Origin of the sequence: Anaeromyxobacter sp. SG64 (assembly GCF_022690745.1) — a bacterium.
In the GTDB taxonomy this organism is placed as follows: domain Bacteria; phylum Myxococcota; class Myxococcia; order Myxococcales; family Anaeromyxobacteraceae; genus Anaeromyxobacter; species Anaeromyxobacter soli.
Map to the genome: position 1 here is coordinate 1 of NZ_JALCZB010000048.1, position 17,704 is coordinate 17,704.

General features: G+C 73.5%; 15 protein-coding genes. 13 read left to right on the top strand and 2 right to left on the bottom strand.

Annotated elements, in window-relative coordinates; all coding sequences use genetic code 11:
- A partial coding sequence (locus MNZ29_RS14725; protein ID WP_242355672.1) for a ComEC/Rec2 family competence protein occupies positions 1 to 1,434 on the bottom strand: 1,434 nt, incomplete at its 3' end.
- Positions 1,435 to 1,622: 188 nt separating this feature from the next.
- Here MNZ29_RS14725 and MNZ29_RS14730 point away from each other — a divergent pair.
- The 3 genes from MNZ29_RS14730 (at position 1,623) to cysS (ending at position 4,922) form a co-directional block, all read left to right on the top strand.
- A complete protein-coding gene (locus MNZ29_RS14730) occupies positions 1,623 to 2,114 on the top strand; it encodes a CarD family transcriptional regulator (RefSeq protein WP_242339422.1) in 492 nt (163 codons plus the stop codon).
- 178 nt (positions 2,115 to 2,292) lie between these two features.
- Complete coding sequence (gene ispD / locus MNZ29_RS14735; protein ID WP_242355694.1) at positions 2,293 to 3,462, top strand: 2-C-methyl-D-erythritol 4-phosphate cytidylyltransferase; 1,170 nt, start codon at positions 2,293 to 2,295, stop codon at positions 3,460 to 3,462.
- An 11-nt stretch (positions 3,463 to 3,473) separates the two neighbouring features.
- Positions 3,474 to 4,922: a cysteine--tRNA ligase gene (gene cysS / locus MNZ29_RS14740; RefSeq protein ID WP_242339420.1), complete on the top strand. Its 1,449-nt coding sequence runs from the start codon at positions 3,474 to 3,476 to the stop codon at positions 4,920 to 4,922.
- A gap of 59 nt (positions 4,923 to 4,981) precedes the next feature.
- On the opposite strand, the gene MNZ29_RS14745 is transcribed toward cysS, so the two are convergent.
- Complete coding sequence (locus MNZ29_RS14745; RefSeq protein WP_242339418.1) at positions 4,982 to 5,167, bottom strand: hypothetical protein; 186 nt, start codon at positions 5,165 to 5,167, stop codon at positions 4,982 to 4,984.
- 317 nt (positions 5,168 to 5,484) lie between these two features.
- Between MNZ29_RS14745 and uvrB the strand changes: the two genes are divergently transcribed.
- The 10 genes from uvrB to MNZ29_RS24995 all read left to right on the top strand — a co-directional run bounded on the left by uvrB (position 5,485) and on the right by MNZ29_RS24995 (position 17,664).
- Positions 5,485 to 7,581 carry an excinuclease ABC subunit UvrB gene (gene uvrB / locus MNZ29_RS14750; RefSeq protein ID WP_242339415.1) on the top strand — a complete coding sequence of 699 codons (2,097 nt, stop codon included), beginning with the start codon at positions 5,485 to 5,487 and terminating at the stop codon, positions 7,579 to 7,581.
- Between the two features lie 128 nt (positions 7,582 to 7,709).
- Positions 7,710 to 8,357, top strand: coding sequence for a hypothetical protein (locus tag MNZ29_RS14755; RefSeq protein WP_242339414.1), 648 nt, complete (start codon positions 7,710 to 7,712; stop codon positions 8,355 to 8,357).
- Between the two features lie 152 nt (positions 8,358 to 8,509).
- Positions 8,510 to 10,678: an excinuclease ABC subunit UvrC gene (uvrC, locus tag MNZ29_RS14760; RefSeq protein ID WP_242339413.1), complete on the top strand. Its 2,169-nt coding sequence runs from the start codon at positions 8,510 to 8,512 to the stop codon at positions 10,676 to 10,678.
- A gap of 81 nt (positions 10,679 to 10,759) precedes the next feature.
- Positions 10,760 to 11,689 carry a cysteine synthase A gene (gene cysK, locus MNZ29_RS14765; protein WP_242339412.1) on the top strand — a complete coding sequence of 310 codons (930 nt, stop codon included), beginning with the start codon at positions 10,760 to 10,762 and terminating at the stop codon, positions 11,687 to 11,689.
- A complete protein-coding gene (gene epsC / locus MNZ29_RS14770; protein ID WP_242339410.1) occupies positions 11,686 to 12,627 on the top strand; it encodes a serine O-acetyltransferase EpsC in 942 nt (313 codons plus the stop codon). The genes cysK and epsC overlap by 4 nt, the downstream gene beginning before the upstream one ends.
- A gap of 42 nt (positions 12,628 to 12,669) precedes the next feature.
- Positions 12,670 to 13,308, top strand: a complete 639-nt coding sequence (locus tag MNZ29_RS14775) for an inorganic diphosphatase (protein ID WP_242355674.1) — start codon at positions 12,670 to 12,672, stop codon at positions 13,306 to 13,308.
- Between the two features lie 67 nt (positions 13,309 to 13,375).
- Positions 13,376 to 13,858 (top strand): DUF2721 domain-containing protein, encoded by a 483-nt coding sequence (locus MNZ29_RS14780; protein ID WP_242355676.1) that lies wholly within the window; start codon positions 13,376 to 13,378, stop codon positions 13,856 to 13,858.
- A gap of 134 nt (positions 13,859 to 13,992) precedes the next feature.
- Positions 13,993 to 14,190, top strand: coding sequence for a zinc ribbon domain-containing protein (locus MNZ29_RS14785; protein ID WP_242355678.1), 198 nt, complete (start codon positions 13,993 to 13,995; stop codon positions 14,188 to 14,190).
- A 142-nt stretch (positions 14,191 to 14,332) separates the two neighbouring features.
- Positions 14,333 to 16,168, top strand: a complete 1,836-nt coding sequence (locus MNZ29_RS14790) for a GspE/PulE family protein (protein ID WP_242355680.1) — start codon at positions 14,333 to 14,335, stop codon at positions 16,166 to 16,168.
- The gene (locus MNZ29_RS24995; RefSeq protein ID WP_242355682.1) at positions 16,165 to 17,664 is read left to right on the top strand and encodes an AAA family ATPase; all 1,500 of its coding nucleotides are present in this window, start codon (positions 16,165 to 16,167) and stop codon (positions 17,662 to 17,664) included. Before MNZ29_RS14790 ends, MNZ29_RS24995 begins: the two co-directional genes overlap by 4 nt.
- Positions 17,665 to 17,704: the final 40 nt, after the last annotated feature.

Sequence of the window (17,704 nt, forward strand, 5' to 3'; positions counted from 1 at the left end):
GCCGGCGAGCCCCGGCGAGCCGACGCCGACCACCGCGAGCCGGGGCGCCGCGGCTGCGTCCGAGACGGCGAGGAGCGCGGTCGCCAGCGGGCGCGCCGCGACGAGGGCGAGCGCTCCGAGCGCGGGGGCGGCCGCCGCGCCGACCGCAGCGATCGTGGCCGCGATCGTGAGCGCCGAGCCGATGGGCACGGCGGCGACGTTGGCGAGGAGCCCGAGCACGGGGAGCTGGCGGAAGTGAAAGGCGAGCACCGGCGCGGCGGCGAGCGACGCGGCGACGCTCGCGCAGGCCCCCGCGACGACGGGCTCGAGGAGGCGCGCCCGCCAGGTGCCGGCGCGCGGCCGCTCGAGCGGGAGCGCGCGGCGGAGAGGCCCGGCCCAGGCGACGAGGCCTGCGACCGCCGCGAACGAGAGCTGCAGCGAGACGTCGAGCGCTCCGCCCGGATCCGCGGCGAGGAGCGCGATCGCGGCGAGCGCGAGGGTGTTCGCGCCGCCGGGCTCGCGGTGGAGCGCGGTGCCGGCGAGGATCACCGTCGCCGCGACCGCGGCGCGCAGCACGGGCGGGCCGGCCCCGGTGGCGATCGCGTAGACGAGCGCGACCGGGAGGGCGATCGCGGCGGCGATCCTGCGCGGGTCGGCCCGCGCGGCGAGCGCGTCCGCGCGCAGGAGGAGAGCGCGCAGCAGCCGCTCGAGCCCGAACGCGACCACCACGAGGTGCATGCCCGAGACGGCCAGGACGTGGGCGAGCCCGCTCCGGGCGAACGAGGTGCTCGTCTCCGGATCGATCCCGCCCCGATCCCCCGCGCCGATGGCGCGCACGACCCCGGCCTCGCGGACCGGCAGCGCACGCGTCGCCTCCTCCGCGAGCCGCTCGCGGCCGCGCTCGAGCCAGCTCGGCGCGCGCGCGGGACGGGTCCGGATCGCCGGGCCGGTCGCGAGCGCCTGGTGCGCGATGCCGCTCGCCGCGAGCCGCGCGCGCACGTCGCGCCCGCCGGGGTTGCGGGCCTCGGGGGGAACCCGGAGCACCGCCCGCAGCCGCACCTCGTCGCCCAGGCCGAGCGGCCAGGGCGCCTGCGCGGCGAGCACCTCCAGCGGGCGGCCCTCCGGGGCGCGGAGCCGGAAGCGGACGCGGTCGCCGAGGGACTCCGGAACCGAGACGATCCGGCCCTCGAGCGGCGCCGGCCGCGGCGGACCCGAGGAGAGGCCCCGATCGCCTCGGGAGTCGCGAGCACGCGCCGTTCCCTCTCCGGCGGCCGTGAGCGCACGCTCGGCTGCCCACCAGCCGGCCACGGCGAAGGCCGCGGGCGCGAGCGGCGGGGACGCCCCGAGGAGCAGGAGTGGGGCAGAGGCGGCCGGGAGGCGAGCGCCGTGGAGGCCGAGGGCCACTCCGGCGACGAGGCCGAGCGCCGGCGCGACGAGGGGATCCCGGCGGGTCAACGGACCCCTCGGGACCCCCAAACGGGAGGCACGCGAAGAAATCCGATTTCCGTAGTGTTATTGAGCGGAACGGGAGCTTGTGATAGCCTCCCGCGATCAAGCTCCCGCCCTGGCCTCGACCGTTCCGGTCGGCTCCCGGGAAGACTCAGGGAGCGGAGGAAGGAATGCCCGCAACGCAGGCTACTCAGATGGCCCCGAATTTCAAGGTCGGGGACAAGGCGGTTTATCCCGGCCAGGGGGTCGGCGAGGTCATGGGAATCGAGCACAAGGAGGTCGCCGGCCAGCGCCAGTCCTTCTACGTGCTCCGGATCCTCGAGAACGGGATGAAGATCATGATCCCCATGAACAAGGTCGGCTCCGTCGGCCTGCGCGAGATCATCGGGGAGAAGGACGTCCGACGCGTCTACACCATCCTCCGGGAGAAGGAGGTCTCGGTCGACTCGACGACCTGGAACCGCCGCTACCGGGAGTACATGGACAAGATCAAGACGGGCAGCGTCTTCGAGATCGCCGAGGTCCTGCGCGACCTGTACCTCCTCCGCTCCGACAAGGACCTCTCGTTCGGCGAGCGGAAGATGCTCGACACGGCGCGCTCGCTGCTCATCAAGGAGCTCGCGATCGCGAAGGAGTGCGGCGAGGACGACGTCGAGCAGGACCTGAAGAAGATCTTCAACTGTTGACCGGCTGCCCGGGCGCGAAGGCGCCCGGGCGCATCCCACCCGACCGCCGCACGGACGCTCGTCCGCGCGGCGGTTGCGTATCGGCGCGCTCGTGCGCGCGGGTGGGTGAGCGGCGGTCACGGTGGTCACGGCTGTAGCAGGTGCGGTGCCAGCCCGCGTCGCGGGCGAGGAGATCCGGATGATCCGCGGCGAGCGGGTGGCGGCGATCCTGGCGGCAGGCGGCTCCGGCGTGCGCGCCGGGGTCCGAAAGCAGTGGCTCGAGGTCGGGGGCGAGACGGTCCTGCGGCGCGCGGCGCGCGTGCTCGCCGGCTGCGACTCCGTCGACGAGCTCGTGGCGGTGGTGCCCGCCGGCGAGGAGGAGCGCGGGCTCGCCGAGCTGGCAGGGCTCGGGAAGCCGGCGCGGGCTGTCGTGGGCGGCGCCGCGCGCGCCGACTCGGTGCGGAACGGCGTGCGCGCGGCGGACGGCTGCGGGATCGTGCTCGTGCACGACGCCGCCCGGCCGTTCGCGACCGCGGAGCTCGCGACGCGCGTGGCGGAGGCGGCGGCGCGCGACGGGGCGGCCCTGGCGGCCCTCCCGGTCACGGACACGGTGAAGCGGGCCGCGGCCCGCGCCGACGCCGCCGCGCCCGCGCGGGTCGAGGCGACGCTCGACCGGCGTGCGCTCTGGCTCGCGCAGACACCCCAGGGGTTCCGGCGGGCCCTGCTCCTCGAGGCGTTCGAGCGGGCGGGGGCCGCGGCGGCCGAGGCCACGGACGAGTGCGCGCTCGTCGAGGCCATGGGGGCGACCGTGACGCTCGTGCCCGGGGAGCCGGGGAACTTCAAGATCACCGGGCCCGAGGACGTCGCCCGGGCCCGGACCTTCCTCGAGGCCCCCGTGGCGATGGGGGTCGGCTACGACACCCACCGGTTCGCGGAGGGGCGCAGGCTCGTGCTCGGCGGCGTCGAGTTCGACGGGGACGGCCTCCTCGGCCACTCCGACGCGGACGTGTGCGCCCACGCCATCGGCGACGCGATCCTGGGCGCGGCCGGGCTCGGCGATCTCGGCCGCCACTTCCCCGACACCGACCCGCGCTGGAAGGGGGTCTCCTCGCTCGCGCTGCTCCGCGAGATCGCCGCGAAGGCGGCCGCCCGGGGCCTCCGGGTCGGGAACTGCGACGTGACGCTCGCGGCCCGGCGGCCCAAGATCGCGCCGCGCGCCGAGGAGATGCGCGCGCGGCTCGCCGAGGCGCTCGGCGTCGCGCCCGCGCAGGTGAACGTGAAGGCCACCACGGGCGAGGGGATGGGCTTCGTCGGGCGCGGCGAGGGGATCGCCGCGCACGCCGTCGCGCTCCTCGTCAGAGTGCGGTAGGAGAAGCGCCGATGCCCATCGTCATCTCGGACACGCTCACCGGCACGAAGCGCGAGCTCGTGTCCATCGAGCCCGGCAAGATCCGCTTCTACGCCTGCGGCCCCACCGTCTACGACTCGGCGCACGTCGGCCACGGCCGGAGCTACGTCGTGTGGGACCTCGTGGTGCGGCACCTGCGGGCCCGCGGCTACGAGGTCCGCTACGTCCGGAACTTCACCGACGTGGACGACAAGATCATCCGCCGCGCGAACGAGCGGGGCGAGGACCCGGTGAAGCTCGCGGCCCGCTACGCCGAGGAGTTCGACGAGGACATGGACGCCCTCGGCAACCTGCGCCCCGACGTGGCGCCGAAGGTCTCCGAGCACGTCCCGCAGATCGTCGCGATGATCTCGACGCTCGTGGAGAAGGGCTTCGCGTACGCGCCGGGGAACGGCGACGTGTACTACGCGGTGCGCGCGTTCCCCGACTACGGGCGGCTCGCCAAGCGGAACCTCGACGACCTCCGCTCCGGCGCGCGCGTGGAGCCCGGCGAGGCGAAGCGCGATCCACTCGACTTCGCGCTCTGGAAGGCGGCGAAGCCCGGCGAGCCGGCGTGGGACTCGCCCTGGGGCCGCGGCCGGCCGGGCTGGCACATCGAGTGCTCGGCCATGACCCTCGCCCACCTCGGCGCGCCCATCGACCTGCACGGCGGGGGCAAGGACCTCGTCTTCCCTCACCACACGAACGAGATCGCGCAGTCGGCCGCGGCGGTGGGGGACGGCCGGACGGCGGAGAGCTTCTGCCGCCACTGGATGCACCACGGGTTCGTCGAGATCGACAGCGAGAAGATGTCGAAGTCGCTCGGCAACTTCTTCACGCTGCGCGACGTGATCGCGAAGTTCGACCCGGAGGCCATCCGCCTCTTCTTCCTGGGGACGCACTACCGCAACCCGATCAACTACTCGGACGCGATCCTCTCCGAGGCCGAGCGCCGCCTGAACTACTTCTACGAGACGCTCGAGAAGGTGGACGCCCTCTCCGAGGGGATCTCGCCGGCGGGGGAGGGCGGGGCGGTGGTGGAGGCCGCGCGCCGGGCGCTCGACGACGACTTCAACGCGCCGCAGGTGCTCGCCGCGCTCGCAGAGGCGTTCACGGCGGCGAACGCGCTCGCCGATCGCAGGGGGAAGAAGAGCCCGGAGGACCGCGCCCGGCTCGCCGCGTTCGCGCGGGACGTGCGCGAGGTCGGCACGACGCTCGGGCTCGTTCAGCGCCGGCCGGCCGAGGCGCTGCGCGCCGTCCGCGCCAAGGCGGCGGCGCGCCGCGGGATCGAGCCGGCGGCCGTGGAGGCGAAGCTCGTCGCGCGCGCCGAGGCGCGCAAGGCGCGGGACTTCGCGCGCGGGGACGCCATCCGCGACGCGCTGCTCGCCGAAGGGGTCGCGATCATGGACGGGCCGCAGGGCACGACCTGGAAGGTCGAGTAGCCGCGGTCGGGCGCGGCCGGCGGACGCGCCGGGAGACCGGGCGTCCGCGGCGCGGGAGGTCACTCCTCGAGCGGCGGCTGCGGACCGGGGACGATCCCGGCGATGTCGGGGTCCTCGCCCGGCGCGACGGGACCGCGGTCCACCTTCTCGCGCTTGCGCTGCTCCTTCTTCTCGTCCTTGCGGCGCTGCTTGTCGCGGCGCGCCGCCTCCTTCTGCCGCTTGGTCGCTCCAGGGTTGAAGGCCATCTCTCCTCCGGGGCTCGAGATCGCGAAATCGTGGGGGCCCGGCCACTGCGGCCGAGCCCCCGGGAAGCGGCTCACGCCGCGCGCTGCGCCGGGCGGACGTACGCCGCCTGGGCCCGTGCCGTTTCGACAGGCGGGACGCGCGCAACGTAACCGGAACGGGTGCGCTTGTCGAGCGTCCGCGCCGCCACTCTCCGCCCGGGCGCGCGGTCCCGGACGGTGCGCCGCCAGGCGGGGAGCGGAGGCCTCGCCGCCCGCCGCGGGAGGGAGACGGCGAACGGTTCCTGATCGCGGGGCCGCGCGCCGTTACACTCCGCTGCGTGCCTTTCGACTTGAGGAGCGAGTTCAAGCCCACGGGCGATCAGCCGCGGGCCATCGAGGAGCTCACGGCCGGGCTGCGCCGCGGCGACCCGCACCAGGTCCTGCTCGGCGTCACCGGCTCGGGCAAGACCTTCACCGTCGCGAACGTGGTGGCGGAGGTGCGGCGGCCGACGCTCGTCATCGCGCACAACAAGACGCTCGCGGCCCAGCTCTACGGCGAGTTCAAGGAGCTCTTCCCCAGCGCCGCCGTCCACTACTTCGTCTCGTACTACGACTACTACCAGCCCGAGGCGTACGTCCCGTCGACCGACACGTACATCGAGAAGGACTCGTCCATCAACGACGAGATCGATCGGATGCGGCACGCGGCCACGCACGCGCTCCTCACGCGCAACGACGTGCTCATCGTCGCCTCCGTCTCCTGCATCTACGGCCTCGGCACCGCGGAGGCCTACTACGGCCTCCTGCAGCAGGTGGAGCGGGGGCAGGAGTTCCTGCGCGACCGCTTCATCCGGTCGCTCATCGACATCCAGTACGAGCGGAACGACGTCGACTTCCACCGCGGCACCTTCCGCGTGCGCGGCGACACCATCGAGGTGTTCCCGCCGTACGAGGAGGATCGCGCCATCCGGATCGAGTTCTTCGGCGACGTGGTCGAGTCGATCCACGAGTTCGATCCGCTCCGCGGCCAGACGCTGGCCGAGCTCGACAAGGCGGCGATCTTCCCGAACAGCCACTACGTGTCGGCGCCCGAGACGCGCAAGCGCGCCGTCGACGGGATCCGCGAGGAGCTGCGCGAGCGGCTCGGCGAGCTCAAGGCGGCGAACAAGCTCGTCGAGGCGCAGCGGCTCGAGCAGCGGACGATGTTCGACCTCGAGATGCTCGAGCAGATGGGGTTCTGCTCCGGCATCGAGAACTACTCGCGCTGGCTCTCGGGCCGGAAGGCGGGCGATCCGCCGCCGTGCCTCCTCGACTACTTCCCGAAGGACTTCCTCCTCGTCATCGACGAGTCGCACCAGACCGTCCCGCAGATCGGCGCCATGTACCGCGGCGACCGCTCGCGCAAGGAGACGCTGGTGGACTTCGGGTTCCGCCTGCCGTCGGCGCTCGACAACCGGCCGCTCAAGTTCGAGGAGTTCGAGGGGCTCGTGCGCCAGGGCATCTACGTCTCGGCGACGCCGGCCGAGTACGAGCTGCAGAAGGCGCAGGGCGTCGTCGTCGAGCAGATCATCCGCCCGACCGGCCTGACGGACCCGGAGGTCGAGGTCCGGCCGGTGGGGTCCCAGGTGGACGATCTCCTCGGCGAGGTGCGCAAGCGCGCGGAGGCCGGGGAGCGCGTCCTCGTCACGACGCTCACGAAGCGGATGGCGGAGGACCTCACCGAGTACTTCACCGACGTGGGCGTCCGCTGCCGCTACCTGCACTCCGACATCGAGACGCTCGAGCGCAGCGCGCTCATCCGCGACCTGCGCAAGGGCGAGTTCGACGTGCTCATCGGCATCAACCTGCTGCGCGAGGGCCTCGACATCCCCGAGGTCTCGCTCGTCGCGGTGCTGGACGCCGACAAGGAGGGCTTCCTCCGCTCGTCGGTGTCGCTCATCCAGACGATCGGGCGGGCCTCGCGGAACGTGAACGGGCGCGTGATCCTGTACGCAGACTCGATCACGGCGTCCATGAAGCAGGCGCTCGACGAGACGAACCGGCGCCGCGAGATCCAGCGCGCCTACAACCTCGAGCACGGGATCACCCCGCAGACGGTGAAGCGCAACATCACCGACCTGCAGATGGCGATCGTGGAGGCGGACTACGTCACCGTGCCGATGGCCGCCGAGGGCGCGGAGTACAAGCCGGAGCAGCTCCCGATCATCGTCGCCTCGCTCGAGGAGGAGATGAAGGAGGCGGCGAAGGCGCTCGAGTTCGAGAAGGCGGCGCAGCTCCGCGATCGCATCCTCGCGCTGAAGGACCTCCAGCTCGGGCTGCCCGCCAAGGCGAGCGGGGTGAAGGGGCTGCTCGGCTCCGGCGCCTTCGCCGGCGCGGCGGCGATGGGGAAGCTCGGCGGCGCGCGGCGCCCGCAGCAGCGGCGCCGCCGGCGCTGACCACCGGCGGGCGGGCGAGCGAGCGCGTGCCGTCGCCGCCTGGAGGAGCGCCGCCCCGCGTGGGAAGACGTGCGGCGCCTCGCGATCGGTAGGGATGGATCTCCATCTTCACGGAGGGAGATCGGACCATGGAGCGGATCGCGGCGGCGGTCGTGCTGGTGGGGGTGCTGGGGGCGTGCGGTGGCGGCGGCGACGGCAAGAAGTCCGAGCCCGAGCCCGCCCGGGTGAAGGGGACGGTGCTGGGCCAGGCGTTCGACCCGGTGGACGGCACCGCCCTCGTGCTGAGCCCGGAGACCTGCGTCTTCCAGGACGTGCTGCAGGCGAGCGCGACCGCGATCCTCGTGGGCTTCGGGACGTTCGAGAACATGTGCCAGGTCGCCCAGCAGACGAAGGCGTGCGGCGGGAAGGCGAACGGGACCACCGTGAACCTGCTCGTGCTGAACGCGAGCGCGGTCGGCGCCGCGACCGCGGTCCAGCCGGGGACCTACCCCGTCACCACGGCCCAGCCCGACGTGACGAAGCCGTTCACCGTCGCGACCGCGTTCGTCGCGAAGACCGACGGGGCGTGCGCGGACTCCGCGAGCGCGGTCGAGGCGACCGGCGGCACCGTCACGCTCGACAGGACGGGGCCGGACCGGGTGACCGGGAGCGCGAGCGTCACCTTCTCGGACGGGAGCAGCGTGAGCGGCGCGTTCGACGTCCCGGTGTGCGGGTTCTCGATCGACGTCTGCAGCGGCCTCGGCGCGGGCTGCGACAGCCCCACCTGCGTCCCCTGAGCGAGCGGCGGGGAGGCGTCCGGGCGCCCGGGAGGGCCCGCGCCGACCGCGAGGGAGCGGGGCGTCCCGGCCGACGCCGGGGCGCGGCCGCCCGCCCGCGCGAACCCACAGGTGATCCGCGCCCCATTTCCGGGTAATTCCTCTACTCCGGGATGGACGCGAACCTCCGAAAGAAGCTCGACGAGCTGCCCGCCGAGCCGGGCTGCTACCTCATGAAGGACCGCCGCGGCGAGGTGGTCTACGTGGGGAAGGCGTCGAGCCTCCGCTCGCGCGTCCGCTCCTACTTCGACGCCTCGCGCGGCGACCGCCGCGCCTTCGTCGCGCTGCTCGACGACCTCCTCGGCGATCTCGAGGTCATCGTCACGCGCTCGGAGAAGGAGGCCGTCCTCCTCGAGAACGAGCTCATCAAGCGGCACAAGCCGCGGTTCAACATCCGGCTGCGCGACGACAAGGACTTCATCGTCCTGCGGCTCGACGACCGTCACCCGTTCCCGCGCCTCGAGGTCCGGCGCGCGCGAGAGCCGCGCCGCCCGGGCGCGCGCTACTTCGGCCCGTACTCGTCGGCGAGCTCGATCCGGGAGACGCTCCGGGTCGTGAACCGGCACTTCCAGCTCAGGACGTGCACCGACCACGTGTTCGACCACCGGAAGCGGCCCTGCATCCTCTACCAGATCAAGCGCTGCCCGGCGCCGTGCGTGTACGACGTGCCCGAGGCCGAGTACCGGCGGTCGGTCGAGGACGCCATCGAGTTCCTCGAGGGGCGCGAGTCCGAGCTCGTCGAGCGGCTCCGCGGGCGGATGGAGGAGGCGGCGGGCGCGCTCCGCTTCGAGGACGCGGCGCGGCTCCGCGATCAGCTCCAGGCGGTGGAGCGCAGCCTCGAGAAGCAGCGCGTGCTCATGGCCGACCGGGCCGATCGCGACGTGGTCGGGCTCTACCGGGAGGGCCCGGACCTCGTGGTGCAGGTCCTCGCCATGCGCGGCGGGAAGCTCCAGGACTCGCGCAGCTACCCGTTCCGCGAGCAGGAGTTCCCGGACGAGGAGACGCTCTCGTCCTTCCTCTCCCTCTACTACGAGCAGAACCCGGCGCCGGAGGAGATCCTCGTCCCGGTCGAGCCGGTCGAGGCCGACGCGCTCGCCGAGGTGCTCGCCGAGCGGCGCGGCCGCCGCGTGCGGGTCCTCACCCCGCAGCGCGGCGCGAAGGCGGATCTCCTCGAGGTGGCGGCGCGCAACGCGGAGCAGGGGTTCAAGAGCTGGCACGAGAAGGACGAGCGGCGCGAGCAGGCGCTCGCGGCGCTCACGCGCGCGCTCCACCTCGCGAAGCCGCCGCGCTGGATGGAGTGCTACGACATCTCCACCTTCCAGGGCGCGCTCGCGGTCGGCTCGGGCGTCTCGTTCCGGGACGGGGAGCCCGACAAGGCCAACTACCGCCGCTACAAGGTGAAGGGGGTCGCGGGGCAGGACGACTTCGCGATGCTCTACGAGGTCGTCTCGCGGCGGCTCAAGCGCGCGATCGGCGAGGGCGTGTTCCCGGACCTGCTCGTCATCGACGGCGGCAAGGGCCAGCTCAACGCGGCGCTCGCCGCCGCGAAGGACCTGGGCGTTCCGACGAAGCCGTCACCCGGCAACGTGGGCGCGCCCTTCGTCGAGCTCGTCGGCCTCGCGAAGAGCCGGCTCGTGGACGCGCCGGCCCTCGGGACGTCGCGGGTCATCGGGCGCCGGGGACGGGGCGCGCGCGGCGCCGCGGCGCTCGCGGACGCGGCGGAGGCGCAGGAGCGCGGGTTCGTGTCCGAGCTGGCGCGGAGCCCCGAGCGCGTGTTCCTCCCGGCGCGAAAGGATCCGGTCGTGCTGCGGCAGAACTCGGCGGAGCTCTTCCTGCTCGCCCGCCTGCGCGACGAGGCGCACCGCTTCGCGATCACCTTCCATCGCAAGCTCCGGCGCGAGCGGAACTTCCAGAGCGTGCTCGAGGAGATCCCCGGCGTCGGGGAGGGGCGGAAGCGGACGCTGCTCCGCCACTTCGGGTCGCTCCGGCGCGTGAAGGAGGCGACGCTCGCGGAGATCGGCGAGGTGGACGGGTTCGGGCCGAAGCAGGCGCGGGCCGTGCACGAGTTCTTCCACGCCGCCGTCGGATCGGATGCCGCCGCGCCGGAGGGCCCCGAGGTCGCCGGGCCCCTCGCCGGCGCGCCCCCGGCCGCCGTCCCCGCGGGCCCGCCCGCCGAGGGCGTGACCGAGGCGGACATCGACGCGGCGCTCGCGGCGGAGGCCGAGGCCGGGGAGGGCGTGGAGCCGATCGAGGACGCGCACGCCCCGTCGCTGACGGAGTGACGCGCGGCCGCCGGTCGAGCGTTGCCGGGCGGGCGCCGGCCTCTTATGCAGGACGGAACCGGTCCCCTTTACGGAGGTCACATGCGCATCGCCGAAGACATCACGAAGCTCATCGGCAACACGCCGCTCGTGCGGCTCAACCGCGTGCTCGACGGCGCGAAGGCGACCGTCGCGGCGAAGCTCGAGATGTGGAATCCGGCGGGCAGCGTGAAGGATCGGATCGGCGTCTCGATGATCGAGGCCGCGGAGCGGGAGAGGAAGATCAAGCCCGACACGATCCTGCTCGAGCCGACGAGCGGCAACACCGGCATCGGCCTCGCGTTCGCCGCCGCCGCGAAGGGCTACCCCCTCACGCTGACCATGCCGGACACCATGAGCGTGGAGCGCCGCAAGCTGCTCGTCGCCTTCGGGGCGGAGCTCGTGCTCACGCCGGGCGCGGAGGGGATGAAGGGCGCCATCAAGCGCGCCGAGGAGATGGCCGCGAAGGACCCGCGCTACCTCATCCTGCAGCAGTTCGAGAACCCCGCCAACCCGGACATCCACCGCCGGACCACGGCGGAGGAGATCTGGCGCGACACGGACGGCAAGGTGGACATCCTCGTCTGCGCGACCGGCACGGGCGGCACGGTCACGGGCTGCGCCCAGGTGCTGAAGCCGCGCAAGCCGTCCCTGCGGATCGTCGCGGCCGAGCCGGCGGACTCGCCGGTGCTCTCCGGCGGCAAGCCGGGGCCGCACAAGATCCAGGGGTGGGGCCCGGGGTTCGTGCCCAAGGTGCTGGACCCGAAGCTCCTCGACGAGATCGTGACGGTGCGTCACGAGGACGCGGGGGACATGGCGCGCCGCCTCTGCAAGGAGGAGGGGATCCTCTCGAGCATCTCCGACGGCGGCGTCGCCTGGGCGGCGCGGGAGATCGCCCGGCGGCCCGAGAACGAGGGTAAGCTCGTGGTCGCGGTGCTCCCCGACACCGGGGAGCGGTACCTGTCCACATGGCTCTTCGAGGAGGCGAAGTGAGCGATTCCAAGCAGGCGAGGGCGCCGGCCGTCGACACGGTGGCGCTCGCGCCGGTGGTCGACCGGCTCTGCCGCGAGGCGACGCTCGCGACGGCGTTCCCGCCCGGCGGGAAGGTGACCCTCCCGTCGCGCGAGGCCGTGATCGGCTTCGTCGAGGATCTGCGCGGGGTCCTGTTCCCCGGCTACTTCGGGACGAACGACGTCCACGGCGAGAGCCTGCACTACTTCGTCGGCGCGACGCTGGCCCGCGCGCTCCGCTCGCTCGAGGAGCAGGTCCGGCGCGGGCTGTCGTTCACGGAGCGTCACGACCTGGACACGTGCGATCACTGCGCGGACACCGCGCGCCACGTGACGCGAGCGTTCCTCGGGCGCGTCCCGGAGCTCCGGCGGCTCGTGGCCTCCGACGTCGAGGCCGCCTACGAGGGCGATCCCGCGCTGAAGACGCGCGACGAGGCGATCTTCGCCTACCCGGGCATCTTCGCCATCACGAACCAGCGCATCGCCCACGAGCTGCACGTCCTCGGGGTGCCGCTCATCCCCCGCATCATCACGGAGCACGCCCACACGCTGACGGGGATCGACATCCACCCGGGCGCGGCGATCGGCGAGCGCTTCTTCATCGACCACGGCACGGGCGTCGTGGTGGGGGAGACGTCCCGGATCGGGGATCGCGTCCGCCTGTACCAGGGCGTGACCCTCGGGGCGAAGAGCTTCCCGCTCGACGAGAAGGGGACCCCGATCAAGGGCATCGATCGGCACCCGATCGTCGAGGACGACGTCGTGGTATACGCCGGCGCCACCATCCTCGGCCGGATCGTGATCGGCAAGGGCTCGTCGATCGGCGGCAACGTCTGGCTCACCAACGGCGTTCCGCCCGGGAGCCGCATCACGCAGGCCGAGGTCCGGGAGCAGCGCTACTCGCACGGCGGCGGGATCTGAGCCTCGCGCGGGGCGCCCGCCGCACCGAAAGGAAACGCCTCCTTGGCCTACCACCCCTGGCACGACGTCGAGCTGCCCCGCTTCATCGAGGAGCCGGTCCCGGCCATCATCGAGATCGCCACCGGCTCGAAGGTGAAGTACGAGCTGGACAAGAAGTCCGGGCTGCTCCTCGTCGACCGGATCCTCTTCTCCTCGGTTCACTATCCGGCGAACTACGGCTTCGTCCCGCGCACGTACTGCGACGACGGCGATCCGCTCGACGTCCTCGTGCTGTGCCAGGAGGCGATCGTTCCGCTCGCCATCATGCGCGCCAAGGTCATCGGCGTCATGAAGATGCGTGACGACAAGGGCGAGGACGACAAGCTCATCGCGGTGCACGCCGACGATCCGACCTACTCGGACTACTCGGACATCTCCCAGATCCCCTCCCACAAGCTGCGCGAGCTGAAGCGCTTCTTCGAGGACTACAAGGCCCTCGAGAACAAGAAGGTGCTCGTCTCCGAGCCGCAGGGCCGCTCCGAGGGCCTGCAGGTGCTGCGCGACGCCATCCGCCTCTACGAGCAGGAGAAGGTACGGCTCAAGGAGGCGCCGCTCGCCCCGCCGGCGCTGCCGCCCAGGGCGCGGCAGGCGAGCCGGGCGAAGCCCTCCGCGCGGAAGGCCGCCGCCAAGGCCCGCCGCTAGCGGGCTCGCGGGGAGGGGCCCGCTCGTCCGGGGCGCGCGGCCGGGCGGGTGGTTATGTTCGTCGCTGATGGAACACGCGCTCGAACACATCGCGGCGGCGGTGACGCCGGCGGTCATGGTCTCCGCGTGCGGCCTCATCGCGCTCGGCCTCGACAACCAGGTCGCCCGGATGTCCGGACGCCTGCGCGATCTCGCCCGCGAGTTCCGCGACGAGGACGCGCCGGCGCGGCGGGCCGTCGTGGCGCGGCAGGTGCGCGTGATGGAGCTCCGGCACCGGCTCTACTCGCGCGCCATCCTCCTCGACTACGCCGCGCTGTTCGCGTTCGTGGTCACCTCGCTCCTGTGGCTCGCGCAGGCGTTCGTGTCGCTCTCCGCGGCGGTCCCCGTCATGACGTTCGGCGTCGGGGTGCTCCTCCTCGCCGGCATGGCGATCTACGTCATGGCCTCGATCACGCTCGCGCGGCGGACGGTGCGGGCCGAGGCGGCGGACATCATCGGGCGCAGCCCCGAGGCCCCGTTGCGAGAGCCGGCCGGAGTGCGTGCGCATTGAGCCGCCGGGCGGCCGGGCGGGACGCGCCGCCGCGTCGCCGGCCGCCGCCGTGCCCGCCCGGTCCACGAATCCTTCCCGCGGCGGTGGGCTCTCATGCGAAGAACGGGCCCTGAGGCCCGAGGTCCCTCCCGACGATGCCGATCTACGAGTACGCCTGCGCCAGCTGCGAGAAGAAGTTCGAGGAGCTCATCGTCCGCAAGACGGACGAGGCCGAGGTGAAGTGCCCGGCCTGCGGAGGGACCCAGGTCGCGCGGCAGATGTCGCGCCCCGCGGCCGCCCGCATGGGCGGCTCCGGCGGCGGGGCGCCGCCCGCGTGCGGCCCCGTCGGTTGAAGCATCTAGCCGCCGCCCGGTCGGGCGGCACACCACGACGGTAGCGGCGCGGGCGGCGCCCGCGCTGCGTCGAACACCTACAAGGGCGGAGCTCCCGGGAACTTCTGGCGCGGGGGACCCCGCGGTACACTCGCGCGCGCCGATGGCCAGGACCTACCGCGCGACCGACTACACCCTCGAGTTCGTGGCCGATCTCCTCGCCCGCGAGGGGATCCTCACCGACGACGCCAAGCGCACCGCCTTCGCGCGCGAGAACGTGCAGCGCGCCCGCCTGCTCCGCGATCACGCCTCGCGCGCGGGTGGGCGCGGGCTGCGACGGGCGGAGCTCTCGCCCGTGGAGGTGCTGGCCTCGTTCGAGTTCCCCGACGCCAGGCGCGACTCGGAGCTCGTCGACGAGGACAAGGCCACCCAGGCCATCGCGCAGGCGGTGGGGATCCCCTACCGCAAGATCGACCCGCTGAAGCTGGACGCCCAGCTCATCACCCGCACCCTGTCGCGCCCGTTCGCGCGCAGGCACGCGGTGCTGCCGATCGAGCGCCGCAACGGGGCGCTCGTCGTGGCGGCGGCGAACCCGTTCGACCGCGAGCTGTTCGAGAACCTGCGCGGCCTGACCGGGGCCGAGATCGACCCGGTGCTCTCGTCGCCCTCCGACATCCACCGCGCCATCGCCGAGGTCTACGGCTTCCGCCAGCAGATCTCGGAGGCGCACACCCAGCTCGAGCAGGGGCCGTCGGGGCCGGACGTCGCGAACCTCGAGCAGTTCGTGAACCTCTCGGGGATCGAGGCGCTCGAGGCGTCCTCGGAGCCGGTGATCGCGGCCGTCGAGTACCTGCTCCACTACGCGTTCGAGCAGCGGGCGAGCGACATCCACCTCGAGCCGCGGCGCGAGGAGTCCGTCATCCGGATGCGCATCGACGGGATCCTGCACCCGATCCACCGCATCCCGAAGGCGGTCCACGGGGCCATCGCGAACCGGTTCAAGATCATGAGCCGGCTCGACATCTCGCTGAAGCGGCCGCAGGACGGGCGCATCCGCACGGCGCGCGGCGACGCCGAGATGGAGCTCCGCGTCTCCACCATCCCCACGACCTTCGGCGACAAGGTCGTGATCCGCGTGCTCGACCCCAACGTGCTCGTGCGCGATCTCTCCGAGCTCGGGTTCCTGCCCGGCGAGCGCGACCAGCTCGAGCGGTGGCTCGTGCGGCCTCACGGGCTCGTGGTGGTGACCGGGCCGACCGGCAGCGGGAAGACGACCACCCTGTACTCCGCGCTCCAGGCGCTCGCCTCGCCCGAGGTGAACGTCGTCACCATCGAGGATCCCATCGAGATGGTGCACGAAGAGTTCAACCAGATCGCGGCGAACGCGAAGACCGGCACCGGCTTCGCCGAGGCGCTGCGCCACGTGCTGCGCCAGGACCCCGACGTCATCATGGTGGGCGAGATCCGCGACGGCGAGACCGCCACGCAGGCCGTCCAGGCCGCGCTCACCGGGCACATGGTCCTCACGACGCTCCACACGAACGACAGCGTGAGCGCCATCGCGCGCCTGCGCGACCTCGGCGTGCCGAGCTTCCTCGTCGCCGCGACGCTCACGGGCATCGTGGCGCAGCGGCTCGTCCGGCAGGTCTGCCCCTCCTGCGCGAGCGACGTGCCGCTCACCGCGGACGAGATCCACGCGCTCGGCGTGCCTCACCCGGAGGACCACGCGGGCCAGCTCCTCGCGCGCCGCGGGCAGGGCTGCGCGAAGTGCCGGCACACCGGGTACTACGGCCGGACCGGCATCTTCGAGGTGCTGCCGGTGAACGCGCGGCTGCGCCACCTCATCGCGGAGGGCGCGACGCCCGAGGTGCTGGCGCGGACCGCGCGGCAGGACGGGCTCGAGTCCCTGCGCGGGCACGCGGTCCGGAAGATCGCGGCGGGGGCGACCTCGTTCGAGGAGGCGTTCCGCGCCACCGCCGACGTGGAGGCCAGCGCGTGAGCGCCATCGCCCAGGAGATCGCGGAGCTCTGGTCGGCGGGGACGCCGCTCCTCTACATCGTGACGGCCGAGGAGGAGCGGGCCGTGGCGGTGTGCGAGGCCGCCGCGGCGGGGTTCGGCGCGCGGGCCGCCGTCTGGTCCGCCCCGCGCGGCCTCGAGGGGCTCGCGCCCGCCGCCAAGGAGCCCGCCGCGCTGCTCGAGGCCCTCGCCCGGGCGCCGGCGCCGCTCATCGTGGTCGCGCTCGACTTCCACGAGGCCCTGCGCGATCCGCTGACGGTTCGCCGGGTCCGCGATCTCCTCCCGCGGCTCGCCGCGGAGGGGCGCTGCCTCGCCATCGTCGCGCCGCGGCTCGCCGTCCCGGACGGTCTCGCCGCCGACGTCGCGGTGCTCCGGCTGCCGCTCCCGGACGACGGAGAGCTCGCCGCCCTGCTCGAGGCCGTGCAGGTGGGCCTCGCGCACCCGGCCCCGGTGGCGGCGCTCGCGCCGGAGGTCCGCCACCGCGCGCTCGTCGCGGCCCGCGGGCTGTCCGAGGGGCAGGCGCGCCGCGCCTTCACCCGCGCGCTCCGGCGCGACCCGACCCTCGGCGCCGCCGGGCAGGCGATCATCGCCGCGGAGAAGAAGCGGCTCCTCGCGCGCGACCTGGGCCTCGAGCTCGTCGAGAGCGCGGAGGGTCCGTCGGACCTGGGCGGGCTCGCCGGGTTCAAGGCCTGGATGGAGGAGCGCGCGCTCGCGTTCGACCCGGATGCGTCCCGCTTCGGCCTGCCGCCCCCGCGCGGCGTGCTGCTCGTGGGCGTGCAGGGCTGCGGGAAGTCGCTCGCCGCGAAGGCGGCCGCGGCGCGGCTGGGCGTGCCGATCCTCCGGCTCGACCTGCCGCGCGTCCTCGGGGCGAGCGCCGCCGAGGAGCGGCTCTCCGCCGCCCTGGAGGCCGCGGAGGCGCTGGCGCCCGTGGCCCTGTGGGTCGACGAGATCGAGAAGGGCTTCGCGGGCAGCGCTCCGGGGGACGGCGGCGAACCCCGCGCCGCGCGGCTCCTCGGCGCGTTCTCCACCTGGCTCCAGGAGCGCCGCGGGCCCGTGTTCGTGGTGGCGACCGCGAACGACGTGTCGCGGCTTCCGCCCGAGCTCCTCCGGCGAGGCCGGTTCGACGAGCTGTTCTTCGTGGATCTCCCCGACCCCGAGGCGCGCCGGGAGATCCTCGGGCTGCACCTCCGCCGCCGGGGCCGCGACGCCGAGCAGATCGACGTCGGCGCCGTCGCCGAGCTCTGCGTGGAGTACTCGGGCGCCGAGCTCGAGCAGGTCGTCGTGGGGGCGCTCCACCGCGCCTACGCGCTCGGCCGCGACGTGGAGACGGGCGACCTGCGGCGCGTCGCGCAGGACCTGGTGCCGCTCTTCCGCACGTACGAGGACCAGATCAAGAGCCTGCGCGAGTGGGCCCGCGGGCGGGCGCGCGTGGCGGGTCGCGCGGGCGCGGTCGTGGATCTGTTCCGCCGCGCCCAGTAGCCCTCCGGCGTCACCCGCGGTCGCTGGCGGATCCCGGGCG

Excerpts from the sequence above, each read along its gene's own strand:
- MNZ29_RS14755 (WP_242339414.1), top strand. The coding sequence starts at position 7,710 with ATGGAGCGGATCGCGGCGGCGGTCGTGCTGGTGGGGGTGCTGGGGGCG.
- cysS (WP_242339420.1), top strand. The coding sequence starts at position 3,474 with ATGCCCATCGTCATCTCGGACACGCTCACCGGCACGAAGCGCGAGCTC.
- cysK (WP_242339412.1), top strand. The coding sequence starts at position 10,760 with ATGCGCATCGCCGAAGACATCACGAAGCTCATCGGCAACACGCCGCTC.
- MNZ29_RS14790 (WP_242355680.1), top strand. The coding sequence starts at position 14,333 with ATGGCCAGGACCTACCGCGCGACCGACTACACCCTCGAGTTCGTGGCC.
- MNZ29_RS14785 (WP_242355678.1), top strand. The coding sequence starts at position 13,993 with ATGCCGATCTACGAGTACGCCTGCGCCAGCTGCGAGAAGAAGTTCGAG.
- MNZ29_RS14730 (WP_242339422.1), top strand. The coding sequence starts at position 1,623 with ATGGCCCCGAATTTCAAGGTCGGGGACAAGGCGGTTTATCCCGGCCAG.
- uvrC (WP_242339413.1), top strand. The coding sequence starts at position 8,510 with ATGGACGCGAACCTCCGAAAGAAGCTCGACGAGCTGCCCGCCGAGCCG.
- ispD (WP_242355694.1), top strand. The coding sequence starts at position 2,293 with ATGATCCGCGGCGAGCGGGTGGCGGCGATCCTGGCGGCAGGCGGCTCC.
- MNZ29_RS14780 (WP_242355676.1), top strand. The coding sequence starts at position 13,376 with ATGGAACACGCGCTCGAACACATCGCGGCGGCGGTGACGCCGGCGGTC.
- MNZ29_RS14745 (WP_242339418.1), bottom strand. The coding sequence starts at position 5,167 with ATGGCCTTCAACCCTGGAGCGACCAAGCGGCAGAAGGAGGCGGCGCGC.